Below are 10,778 nucleotides of genomic sequence, written 5' to 3'. Positions count from 1 at the left end.
ATGGGTCCGCGCGTCAGGCGATCTTGAAACGTGCAACCGACTGGCGCAGTTCTTCAGCCATGTGCGACAGCTCCCGCACCTGCTGCGCCGTCGTGCGGGTGCCTTCACCAGTCTGCTCGGTCACCGCAAAAATGTGCTGGATGTTGTCGGCCACTTCGTTGGCCAGTTCGGCTTCGCGGGACGTGGACGACGAAATCTGCTCGATCAGGTCCGCCAGGCGGCGCGACACGCGGTCGATCTCGGTCAAAGCCGTACCGGCGCTGTCGGACAGTCGGGCCCCTTCCACCACACCCTGCGTGGAACGCTCCATAGCGGCCACGGCATCCTGGGTGTCGGTCTGAATGGCCTTCACCAGCGCGGAAATCTGGCGCGTCGCATCGGCGGAGCGTTCAGCCAGCCGCTGCACTTCTTCCGCCACCACCGAGAAGCCGCGACCGGCTTCACCGGCGGAGGCGGCCTGGATGGCCGCGTTCAGCGCCAGCACGTTCGTCTGCTCGGTAATGTCGGAAATCAGCTCGGTGATTTCACCGATCTCCTGGGACGATTCGCCCAGCCGCTTGATCCGCTTGGACGTGTCCTGGATCTGGTCGCGGATGGAGTTCATACCGCCGATGGCGTTCTGCACGGCTTGCAGACCCGAGTCGGCGGCTTGCAGCGATTGGCGCGCCACCGAAGCCGATTCCTGCGCTTGCGTGGACACTTCGTTGATTCGGCTCGCCATGTCGAGCACCGAGCGGCCGGTTTCGCGAATTTCGCGCAGCTGTTCGGTCGAAGCGGCCAGCAGTTCGGTCGAGGTGCTGTCCACCTGGGACGTCGTCTGGGCCACGCGGGTCGCCGTGTTCTGCACGCTGCCCACCAGTTGGCGCAACTCTTCCACCGTGTAGTTCACCGAGTCGGCGATGGCGCCCGTGATGTCTTCGGTCACGGTGGCTTCCTGCGTCAAGTCGCCTTCAGCGACCGATTGCAGTTCGTTCATCAAACGCAAAATGGCGGCCTGGTTGGCGTCGTTCACGCGCTTGGCTTCCTGCTCCTGGCGGCGGGCGTCCTTTTGCTGCGATTCGGCAGAGGACTGGCGCGAGCGGCTGTCCATCAGCTGGACGCGCGAAATGCCGATACCGCACAACAGCACGAACAGACCCGCGACGACCAGCGCAGCGAACTGCCCGGCACCCAGGCCCGTCTGGGACGACAGCTTGCTCTGCAGGCCTTCCAGTTGGCGGCGCAGCGGTTCGCTGTCGGCAATGATGGCGGACTGCGCTTCACGGGCCGACACCAGACCTTGCAGGTTGCCCAGAATGGCGCTGGCCTGCGAACGGGTCTGCTCATAGAGCTTGATCAGGCTTTCCAGTTGCTCGCGGGTCTGGGCATCCTTGGTCGCGGCCAGACGGAGATCGGCGCTGCCGTCCAGCATGCCCTGGGCGATTTCCTTGAACGAGTTCAAGTCCTTGCCCAGCAGGAACACCGCCTCGGGGCTCACGCCTTCGGTGGTCTGGAATTCGTTGGCGGACTTGCCGATGCGCTGGGTCAGCATCACCAGCTGGCCGGCTGCGGAGATTTCAGCGGCGGGCGCGTTCTGTTGCAGCTTGAGCGACGAAATCGTCTCGGCGATTTCCAGCAGGTCGGACGACTGGCGGTTGATGGTGCGAAGCGCGTCGCCCACCTGCGTCAGGATCTTCTGCTGGCCCATCACCACGCTGGCGTTGCGCTCGGCGCGCTCCATCAGGGGCGTCACGGCTTCCAGGTCGGGCTTGAATTGCTCGCCCAGGGCTTGCACGTTGCGCTCGTTGTCGCCGCTGTTCAGGGCGCGCACGTCGCGCGCCAGGGAGCCCGAGCTTTCCATCACGTCAGGGAAGGCCTGCGGGCTGCCCACCAGCGCCTGGGAGACGGACTTGGCAAGGCGCTGCGACTGCATCAGCGACTGGCCGGTGGCCGCCAGCTGCTGCGCCGAACGGTCGGCCTGCTGGAGCACCCAGCCGGCGATCACCGCCAGCACGATCACGCCGATGGCCAGCAGCATCAGCAGGCGGCGCTGGTGGCTCGCGGCCGTGGCGCGGCCCAGCAGCGGCAGCGAGATCAGGTCCTCGTCGGCCAACTCGCCTTCGGAGAACTGCGAAATCGCGGCGGGGTCGCCCTGCACGCTGTTCATGGCGTCGGCCTGGTAGGAGTCGCGCAGCGAGGACGCGTCGGCCGTCAACGGATCCAGCCCGGCATCCCCTCCCGAAAGCCCCAGGTTGGCGTCCGGCTCAGCGGGCTTGCGGTTGAACATTTTTGCAAATGGGTTGACGACGGACATGGTGCGGCCTTACAGAAAAACTCAAGCACTGATGCTGAGGAATGCGGGGTGTTGGGACAGGGCTTGCAAGTTGAGCTCCTGCCATTGGACTCCCTGGGAGTCCAGATACAAGGTGCCGTAGAACGGCGGCGCGTCTTCGGCGGGCGGCTCGGAGGAAACGAAGGCTTCCGTGCCGCGCAGGCCGGCCAGCCGGTCCACGAGCAGAGCGGCATTCACGTCGAGCACCGCATTGAAAGCCAGCAGGCTGGCGTCGGCCAGCGTCTGTTCGGTGCGGGTGGAGGGCAGGCCCAGCAAGCCCGCCAGATCGACCACGCCGATCAGGGAGCCGCGCAGATTGGCGACCCCGAGGAACCAAGCGTGGGTATAGGGGACGGACTGCACGCCCGCCCAGGGAAAGATCTCTCCCGACTGACCCAGCGGCAGCAGGAAACGGCGCCCCGCCGACTCGACGGCCAGCCAGGACGACACGGACACACCCTCGCCCCGAGCCGCCTGCAGCCGGGCGGCAAGGCGGGTCTGGAGCTCTCTCAGCGCTTCACGGTTGGCCATGGACGGTGCGGCCGCTTTTAGTTCAGTGCGTCGATCTTGGCTTGCAGCTCGGCAGGATCCACCGGCTTGGTGATGTAGCCGCGAGCGCCCTGGCGCATGCCCCACACCCGGTCGGTTTCCTGGTTCTTGCTGGTGCACATGATGATCGGCACATCGGCGAACTGGGGATCGCGGGTGATGGCGCGGGTGAGCTGAAAGCCGTTCTGGCCAGGCATCACGACGTCCATGAGGATCAGGTCGGGCTTTTCTTCGGCCAGACGGCGGAAGGCTTCCTCGGCGTTTTCCGCGGTCCGCACCTGCATGCCCTTTTTCTGCAGCAAGTCGGTCAGGAACATCAACTCGGTCTTCGAGTCGTCAACGACCAGTACTTTCTGGATAGGCATTACATCGCTCCTTGTTGGGCATTACCGAACTGCTGTACGGCCTTCAGCAGCTGGTCTTTGGTAAATGGTTTGGTGAGATATTCCTGGCAGCCCACCATGCGTCCGCGCGCCTTGTCGAAAACGCCGTCCTTGGAGGAAAGCATGACGACGGGCGTGTCGGCGAAGCGCGCATTGCGCTTGATGATGGCGCAGGTCTGGTAACCGTCCAGCTTGGGCATCAGGATGTCGCAGAAGATCAGCTGGGGCTGGTAATCGTTGACCTTGGCCAAGGCATCGAAGCCGTCGTCCGCGAGCAGCACTTCGTGGCCGCCCTGCTTGAGGAAGATTTCTGCGCTGCGGCGGATGGTGTTGCTGTCATCCACGACGAGCACCTTGAAGGATGCGCCTGTTGTAGTCAATTTCGTCACCGCTCCTGAAGGGGAAAGAACAACGCTGGCAGGAGCCGCGCCTCAGATCTGGACCATTTCGAAGTCTTCTTTGCGTGCACCACACTCCGGACAGGTCCAATTCATGGGCACTTGATCCCAGGGCGTATTGGGCGATATTCCGTCCTCAGGAGAACCCGCGGCCTCGTCATATATCCAACCGCAAATCAAGCACATCCAGGTTTTAGGGTCCGTCACAGCTTAAATGGCCTTCACATAGAATGCAACGATTGTATCCAAGCATCTCAACGGGAAGGCAGTTTCCGTGCCAACCGTTACGCTGGTGCGGCGCCATGACCACAGATTCCCCCCTCCCTCCCGAACTTCCCTCCACGCCCGATGAGGCCTCCGAAGACGCGGCCACGCCGGCCTGCGTCATGGTGTTCAACGCCAACGACCCGAGCGGTGCCGGCGGGCTGACGGCCGACATCGTCACCATCGCCTCCGTCGGCGGGCACCCCATCGCGATCGCCACGGGCGCCTACGTCCGCGACACGGCCGAGATCTTCGATCACTACGCCTTCGACGACGAAGCGGTGGCCGAGCAGGCCCGTACCGTGCTGGAAGACCTCACCGTACAGGCCATCAAGGTGGGGTTCGTGGGCAGCCCCGAGAACCTCAGCGCCATCGCCTCGGTCGCCTCCGACTACGACGATGTGCCCCTCATCGCGTACATGCCCAACCTGTCCTGGTGGCGGGAAGACCTCATCGACCAGTACCTCGACGCGTTTCAGGAACTGCTTTTGCCCCAGGCTTCGCTGTTGGTTGGAAACCACAGCACGCTGTGCCGATGGCTGCTGCCGGACTGGACCGGCAGCAAGAGGCCGTCCGCGCGGGACCTCGCCATGGCGGCGTCCGAGCTCGGAGTTCCCTACTTACTTGTAACAGGCATCCCCGCGCCGGAGCAGTTCGTGGAGAACGTTCTGGCGTCCCCGCAGACCGTGCTGGGCAGCGGCAAGTTCGAGCTGTTCGAAGCCACGTTCGCCGGCGCGGGCGACACGCTTTCGGCCGCCCTGGCGGCGCTGGTGGCCAGCGGCAATGACCTGGGCGAGGCGACGAGCGAGGCGCTGGCCTACCTGGACCGCTGCCTGGATGCGGGTTTTCGCCCCGGCATGGGCCACATCCTTCCCGACCGCATGTTCTGGGCGCAGCCCGACGACGACGAGGAAGACGACGAGCCCCTGACCGACCCCACCGCCACCGACGGCTTCGTGATGCCACCCCATGACACCCAGCACTGACCTCAATCTCTCCCTGTTCGAACGCGCCAAGGCGCTCATTCCCGGCGGCGTCAACTCGCCCGTGCGGGCCTTCAAGGCCGTGGGCGGCACGCCGCGCTTCGTGCAGCGCGCCCAGGGCGCCTATTTCTGGGACGCCAACGGCCAGCGCTTCATCGACTACATCGGCTCCTGGGGGCCGATGATCCTGGGACACGGCCACCCGGCCGTGCTGGAGGCGGTGCAGAAGGCCGCACTGGACGGCTTCAGCTTCGGCGCCCCGACCGAGCGCGAGGTCGAACTGGCCGAAGCCATCATCGGCCACGTGCCTTCGATGGAGATGATCCGCCTTGTCAGCTCGGGCACCGAGGCCGGCATGAGCGCCATCCGACTGGCGCGCGGCGCCACGGGGCGCAGCAAGATCATCAAGTTCAACGGCTGCTACCACGGCCATGCCGACGCGCTGCTGGTCAAGGCCGGCTCGGGCCTGGCCACCTTCGGCCACGCCACGAGCGCGGGCGTGCCGGCCGAGGTGGTGCAGCACACCCTGGTGCTGGAATACAACGACATCGCGCAACTGGAAGAGGCCTTCGCACTGCATGGCAGCGACCTGGCCTGCCTGATGATCGAGCCGATCGCCGGCAACATGAACTTCGTGCGCGCCAGCGTGCCGTTCATGCAGCGCTGCCGCGAGCTGTGCACCCGATACGGCGCGCTGCTGGTGTTCGATGAAGTCATGACGGGTTTCCGCGTGGCGCTCGGGAGCGCGCAGAGCCTGTACGCCCGGAGCATTCCCGGCTTCAAGCCCGACCTCACGGTGCTGGGCAAGGTGATCGGCGGCGGCATGCCGCTGGCGGCTTTCGGCGGGCCGCGCGCCATCATGGAGCACCTGGCACCGCTGGGCCCGGTCTATCAGGCGGGCACCCTGTCGGGAAATCCGGTGGCCACGGCCTGCGGGCTGGCCACGCTGCGCGAGATCGGCCGGCCGGGCTTCTACGAAGCCCTGGGCGCGCGCACCCGCTCGCTGATCGAAGGGCTGGCGCAGGCCGCGCAGGCGGAAGGCGTGCCCTTCAGCGCCGATTGCGAAGGCGGCATGTTCGGCTTCTTCCTGCTGTCCGAATTGCCGCAGAACTACCCGACGGTGATGGGCACGGACGGCACGCGCTTCAACACGCTGTTCCATGGCTTGCTGGACCGCGGCGTTTACATCGCGCCCGCCCTGTATGAAGCCGGCTTCGTGAGCAGCGCCCACACGGCGCAGGACATCGAGGAAACCGTGGCTGCGGCGCGCGCCGTCTTTCGCACGCTCGCCGCCGGATAACACCCGCCACGACCCGCCACCACAGGCCCCTACCTGGATTGCCGATGGGCGCCGCTCGGCGCTTCGGGTCGCCGCAGGTGGCTTCGCGCCGCCGCACAGTGACGCCGAGGGCAGGCGCACAGTGTTTGCGAAGCCACGCATGTTGCGTGGCATTTCAACGGTGGCTCGTTCCGCCGAGATCGCGAGCACGCATGAGTCCCATCGACCTCCTGTCTTCCTTCAGTGCCTGGAGCACGCACCGCAAGCAGGTGCAGTCCGGGTCGTCAAATGCCCCCACCTCGGGCGCCGACAGCCAGCCCTTGCAAAAGGCCATCGAAGCCCTGCTGCAGGGCTTCCTGGAAAAGCTGCTGAAAGACCTGACCGCGCAGCTCAAGCAGTCCGACAACGGCGGTAGCGGTAGCGGTGGCGGCAGATCGCCATCGGCCGCACCGTCTCCGGTGTCTTCCTCGCCCTCTTCGTCCCCTTCGCCGTCATCCCCGTCGCCTGCGCCAGCGACGGCGCCATCACCATCGCAAGTGCCGGCACCGTCTGCGCCCACTCCGGCAGCGCCGGCCCCGGCGCAAGCCCCCGGCCCCACGCAGGCTCCACCGCCGCCGGCCCCTGAGCCCGCCCCCGCGCCCCCCACGGCGGAGCACCCGGCACCGCCCGCGACGTCGCCCACCCCGCCGCCGCGCACGGGCAGCGCCGCGCCCACGCAGACCCCGGCACCGGCACCGGCCACGGATTCGCCATCACCCACGGGCGTGACGAAACCTCCGGCGAACATGAAGGTCGGCGCGCCCACCGGCGTGGTGGAAGTGAACAAGCCCATCGTGGTGGCTGCCGGCACCACGTTCGACGGCAAAGGCCAGCTGTTCCAGGCCGGCCCGGGCATGAACGGTGGCGGCACGGCGGAAACCCAGCTGCCCATGTTCATCCTCGAGCCCGGTGCCTCGATCAAGAACCTGCAGTTCAAAGGCGGCGACGGCATCCACCTGATGGGTGACGCCAAGCTGGACAACGTGCACGGCCTGCAGACCGGCGACGATTTCGTGACGGTGAACGGCGCCGGAAACCGCGCGTCCGATGCACAGCGGGCGGGCTTCTCGTCCAAGGACGTGCCGAGCGGCCCGGCGAAGGTGGAGATCACCAACTCGTCGTTCCAGAACGGCCACGACAAGGCCATCCAGATCAATGGCGACGTCGATCTGAAGCTGAAGGGCATCTACGCCGACAACATCGGACAGCTGGCGGTCACCCGCGGCGGCTATCCGATCACGGCGAATGTGGAGCTGTCCGATGCGACGCTGCAGAACCTCAAGTCCTTCACGTTCCGCTTCGACTCCAAGCAGTCCACCGTCAACATCGCCAACACCGACGTGGATGGCGGCAAGACGCCGGTGAACGTGATGGCGGGCGATCCCAGCAAGATCAAGGGCGCAGACAGCGTGCGCCAGTCCGTCCAGACGGTCGGCTGATCGAGACGGCGCCACCACGGCGAAGGCCCTGCCGGCGCAGGAAGGCAGGGGTCTGCCTTTCCCGCGCCGGCAGGGCCTTCGCGTTGGTGGGCGCCTCAGCCGCTCAATGGCGGAAGTGGCGCACGCCGCTGAACACCATGGCCACGCCGCGCTCGTCGGCCGCGTCGATCACTTCCTGGTCGCGCATGCTGCCGCCGGGCTGGATGACGCAGGTCGCGCCTGCATCCACCACCACGTCCAGGCCGTCGCGGAAGGGGAAGAACGCGTCGCTCGCCACCACCGTGCCGGCCAGCGACAGGTTGGCGTGCTGGGCCTTGATGCTGGCGATGCGCGCCGAGTCCAGGCGGCTCATCTGGCCCGCGCCCACGCCCATCGTCATGCCGCCCTTGCAGAACACGATGGCGTTGCTCTTGACGTACTTGGCGACCTTCCAGGCGAACAGCAGGTCTTCCATCTCTTCCAGCGTGGGCTGCTTTTGCGTGACGACCTTGATGTCGATCATCGACAGCTCATGGTTGTCGGCCGATTGCAGCAGCATGCCGGAGCCGATGCGCTTGGCATCCATCGCATTGCGGCCGCGGTGCCAGGGGGTGTTGCCGCCCAGCGCGTATTCCGCCGCATCCAGCGCGGGCGGCAGCGCGATCTTGAGCAGCCGCACGTTGGCCTTGGCCTTGAAGACCTCCAGCGCTTCGGCGGTGAAGTCGGGCGCCATCAGCACTTCGACGAACTGCTTGGCGATCTGCTGGGCCGCCGCGCCGTCCACCGGGCGGTTGCAGGCGATGATGCCGCCGAACGCGCTGGTGGGATCGGTCTGGAACGCCTTGCCGTAGGCGCTCAGGGCATCGAGCCCCACCGCCACGCCGCACGGGTTGGCGTGCTTGACGATCACGCAGGCGGGCACGTCGAAGCCCTTGACGCATTCCCATGCGGCGTCGGCGTCGGCGATGTTGTTGTACGAGAGTTCCTTGCCCTGCAGCTGCACGCCGGTGACGATGGAGCCGGGCGCGGGGTACAGGTCGCGGTACAGCGCGGCCTGCTGATGGCCGTTCTCGCCGTAGCGCAGGTCCTGCACCTTGGTGAAGATGCCGTTGCTCTGGCCGGGGAAGGCGGCGCGCGCGGGCACGTAGTCTTCGGCCAGCTTCTCGGCCTCGAACGTGACGGAAGAAAGGTAGTCGCTGATGGCGCCGTCGTACTGCGCGATGCGGTTGAACGCCGCCACCGACAGGCCGAAGCGCAGGGCGTCCGACAGCTTGCCCGACGCCTTCAGCTCGCCCAGCACGCTGTCGTACTGCGACGCGTCGGTCACCACGCCCACGTCCTTCCAGTTCTTGGCGGCGCTGCGCACCATGGCAGGCCCGCCGATGTCGATGTTCTCGATCGCGTCGGCCAGCGTGCAGCCGGGCTTGGCCACGGTGGCTTCGAAGGGATAGAGGTTCACCACCAGCAGATCGATGGTGTCGATGCCGTGCGCGGCCAGCGCGGCCATGTGCTCGGGCAGTTCGCGGCGGGCCAGCAGGCCGCCGTGTACCTTGGGATGCAGCGTCTTCACGCGGCCGTCCAGCATTTCGGGGAACTGCGTGACCTCGGCCACTTCGGTCACGGGCAGGCCGGCCTTGGCCAGCAGCTGGGCGGTGCCGCCGGTGGACAGCAGCCGGATGCCCAGCGCATGCAGGGCCTGGGCGAATTCAACGATGCCGGTCTTGTCGGAGACGGAAAGAAGTGCGTTCATGGGGAGGTGGGGTTTGGATGAAATCGGGCCACAGCGCAATATTCACTAGGGCAGTGCGCTATTAAAAATATAGCAACAGACCATCAGAGCAGCTTGTGCTCCACCAGCTTCTTGCGCAGCGTATTGCGGTTCAGCCCCAGCCATTCGGCGGCGCGGGACTGGTTGTTTTCGGCGTGGCTCATGACCACCTCCAGCAGGGGCTTTTCGACCACGCGCACGAGCATCTCGTACATGCCGTCCGGCGTCTCGCCTCCCAAGTCGCGAAAGTAGCCCTGCAGGCTCTCCCGCACGCACTCTTCGATGTGTTTCTTGCTCATGCCGCCAGGCCTTCCTGCTCTTCGCTGGGGTCTGCGTCCGCCGGGTAGGCGACGGGGGGCAACCGGTCCATCTGCTGCGCGATCGCATCCAGATAGCGGGCCACCGCGTGCCACTGTTCGGAGCAGTCCTCGATGGTGTTGATGTGTTGTCTGAAAGCTTCGCCGCCGGGCAGCGCCCGCAGGTACCAGGCGATGTGCTTGCGCGCGCTGCGCAGCCCGGTGGACTCGCCGTACAGGCGGTAGTGGTCCTGCAGATGGTCCAGCAGCAGGCGCCGCACCTCGGCCACCAGCGGCGGCGCCAGGTGCTCGCCCGTGGCGAGGTAGTGCGCGATCTCGCGAAAGATCCAGGGCCGGCCCTGCGCGGCCCGCCCGATCATCACCGCATCGGCGCCCGTGGCGGCCAGCACGGCCTTCGCCTTCTCGGGCGAGGTGATGTCGCCGTTGGCCACCACCGGCACCCGCACCGCGGCCTTCACGGCGGCGATGGTGTCGTATTCGGCGTGGCCGCGGTAGCCCTGCTCGCGCGTGCGTCCATGCACGGTGAGCATCTGGATGCCCACGCTCTCGAAGACCCGGGCCAGGGCGACCGCGTTCCTATGGTCCTGGCTCCAGCCGGTGCGCATCTTGAGCGTGACCGGCACGTTGCGCGGCGCGCAGGCATCGACCACGGCCTGAGCGATCTCGATGGCCAGCGGCTCGTTCTGCATCAGGGCGGAACCCGCCCATTTGTTGCAGACCTTCTTGGCCGGGCAGCCCATGTTGATGTCGATGATCTGGGCGCCCCGGTCCACGTTGTAGAGGGCGGCCTCGGCCATCATCGCGGCATCGGTGCCGGCGATCTGCACGGCGATCGGACCGGGTTCGCCTTCGTGGTTGGCGCGGCGCGAGGTCTTGAGGCTGTTCCACAGGTCCTTGCGCGAGGTGACCATCTCGCTCACCGCGTAGCCAGCCCCCAGCGCCTTGCACAGCTGGCGGAACGGCCGGTCCGTCACGCCCGCCATCGGGGCGACGAACAGGCGGTTCGCCAGGGGAATGTGGCCGATGTGCATGGGAAGGGAGCGGGACGGGGGTGGCAGCGCGTGCTGAA

At 66.5% G+C, this 10,778-nt stretch carries 11 protein-coding genes; 3 read left to right on the top strand and 8 right to left on the bottom strand.

The genetic code is table 11. The annotated features are described in order from the left end of the window. Nucleotides 1-13: 13 nt before the first annotated feature. From AVHM3334_RS00175 to AVHM3334_RS00155, 5 genes are read right to left on the bottom strand one after another with little or no spacing between them, the layout of a single operon-like run. Nucleotides 14-2,293 carry a methyl-accepting chemotaxis protein gene (locus tag AVHM3334_RS00175; RefSeq protein WP_284408615.1) on the bottom strand — a complete coding sequence of 760 codons (2,280 nt, stop codon included), beginning with the start codon at nucleotides 2,291-2,293 and terminating at the stop codon, nucleotides 14-16. Nucleotides 2,294-2,314: 21 nt separating this feature from the next. Continuing rightward, nucleotides 2,315-2,842 (bottom strand): chemotaxis protein CheW, encoded by a 528-nt coding sequence (locus AVHM3334_RS00170; protein ID WP_284408614.1) that lies wholly within the window; start codon nucleotides 2,840-2,842, stop codon nucleotides 2,315-2,317. Nucleotides 2,843-2,859: 17 nt separating this feature from the next. Further along, entirely contained in the window at nucleotides 2,860-3,225 is a 366-nt protein-coding gene (locus AVHM3334_RS00165) for a response regulator (protein ID WP_092741674.1), read from the bottom strand. Then, entirely contained in the window at nucleotides 3,225-3,623 is a 399-nt protein-coding gene (locus tag AVHM3334_RS00160; RefSeq protein ID WP_092741676.1) for a response regulator, read from the bottom strand. Before AVHM3334_RS00160 ends, AVHM3334_RS00165 begins: the two co-directional genes overlap by 1 nt. A gap of 51 nt (nucleotides 3,624-3,674) precedes the next feature. After that, nucleotides 3,675-3,848: a rubredoxin gene (locus AVHM3334_RS00155; RefSeq protein ID WP_092741678.1), complete on the bottom strand. Its 174-nt coding sequence runs from the start codon at nucleotides 3,846-3,848 to the stop codon at nucleotides 3,675-3,677. A 95-nt stretch (nucleotides 3,849-3,943) separates the two neighbouring features. Between AVHM3334_RS00155 and thiD the strand changes: the two genes are divergently transcribed. From thiD to AVHM3334_RS00140, 3 genes are all read left to right on the top strand, one after another. Beyond that, nucleotides 3,944-4,891 carry a bifunctional hydroxymethylpyrimidine kinase/phosphomethylpyrimidine kinase gene (gene thiD / locus AVHM3334_RS00150; protein ID WP_284408611.1) on the top strand — a complete coding sequence of 316 codons (948 nt, stop codon included), beginning with the start codon at nucleotides 3,944-3,946 and terminating at the stop codon, nucleotides 4,889-4,891. Then, entirely contained in the window at nucleotides 4,875-6,188 is a 1,314-nt protein-coding gene (gene hemL, locus AVHM3334_RS00145) for a glutamate-1-semialdehyde 2,1-aminomutase (RefSeq protein WP_284408609.1), read from the top strand. The genes thiD and hemL overlap by 17 nt, the downstream gene beginning before the upstream one ends. Nucleotides 6,189-6,379: 191 nt before the next feature. Further along, on the top strand, nucleotides 6,380-7,645 hold the full coding sequence (locus tag AVHM3334_RS00140; protein ID WP_284408608.1) for a pectate lyase: 1,266 nt from the start codon (nucleotides 6,380-6,382) through the stop codon (nucleotides 7,643-7,645). A gap of 103 nt (nucleotides 7,646-7,748) precedes the next feature. Here AVHM3334_RS00140 and purH read toward each other — a convergent pair whose 3' ends face one another. The 3 genes from purH to dusB form a co-directional block, all read right to left on the bottom strand. Further along, nucleotides 7,749-9,374: a bifunctional phosphoribosylaminoimidazolecarboxamide formyltransferase/IMP cyclohydrolase gene (gene purH / locus AVHM3334_RS00135; protein ID WP_284408607.1), complete on the bottom strand. Its 1,626-nt coding sequence runs from the start codon at nucleotides 9,372-9,374 to the stop codon at nucleotides 7,749-7,751. Nucleotides 9,375-9,457: 83 nt separating this feature from the next. Then, entirely contained in the window at nucleotides 9,458-9,691 is a 234-nt protein-coding gene (locus tag AVHM3334_RS00130; protein ID WP_092741688.1) for a Fis family transcriptional regulator, read from the bottom strand. Next, nucleotides 9,688-10,740: a tRNA dihydrouridine synthase DusB gene (gene dusB / locus AVHM3334_RS00125; RefSeq protein ID WP_284408606.1), complete on the bottom strand. Its 1,053-nt coding sequence runs from the start codon at nucleotides 10,738-10,740 to the stop codon at nucleotides 9,688-9,690. The genes AVHM3334_RS00130 and dusB overlap by 4 nt, the downstream gene beginning before the upstream one ends. Nucleotides 10,741-10,778: the final 38 nt, after the last annotated feature.

Source organism: Acidovorax sp. SUPP3334, assembly GCF_030159055.1.
In the GTDB taxonomy this organism is placed as follows: domain Bacteria; phylum Pseudomonadota; class Gammaproteobacteria; order Burkholderiales; family Burkholderiaceae_C; genus Paracidovorax.
This window is presented reverse-complemented; position numbering and strand designations above follow the sequence as displayed.

Bases quoted from the DNA above. Each gene is read 5' to 3' on its own strand.
- AVHM3334_RS00165 (WP_092741674.1), bottom strand. From the start codon at position 3,225: ATGCCTATCCAGAAAGTACTGGTCGTTGACGACTCGAAGACCGAGTTG.
- AVHM3334_RS00175 (WP_284408615.1), bottom strand. From the start codon at position 2,293: ATGTCCGTCGTCAACCCATTTGCAAAAATGTTCAACCGCAAGCCCGCT.
- AVHM3334_RS00140 (WP_284408608.1), top strand. From the start codon at position 6,380: ATGAGTCCCATCGACCTCCTGTCTTCCTTCAGTGCCTGGAGCACGCAC.
- AVHM3334_RS00130 (WP_092741688.1), bottom strand. From the start codon at position 9,691: ATGAGCAAGAAACACATCGAAGAGTGCGTGCGGGAGAGCCTGCAGGGC.
- dusB (WP_284408606.1), bottom strand. From the start codon at position 10,740: ATGCACATCGGCCACATTCCCCTGGCGAACCGCCTGTTCGTCGCCCCG.
- hemL (WP_284408609.1), top strand. From the start codon at position 4,875: ATGACACCCAGCACTGACCTCAATCTCTCCCTGTTCGAACGCGCCAAG.
- thiD (WP_284408611.1), top strand. From the start codon at position 3,944: ATGACCACAGATTCCCCCCTCCCTCCCGAACTTCCCTCCACGCCCGAT.
- AVHM3334_RS00170 (WP_284408614.1), bottom strand. From the start codon at position 2,842: ATGGCCAACCGTGAAGCGCTGAGAGAGCTCCAGACCCGCCTTGCCGCC.
- purH (WP_284408607.1), bottom strand. From the start codon at position 9,374: ATGAACGCACTTCTTTCCGTCTCCGACAAGACCGGCATCGTTGAATTC.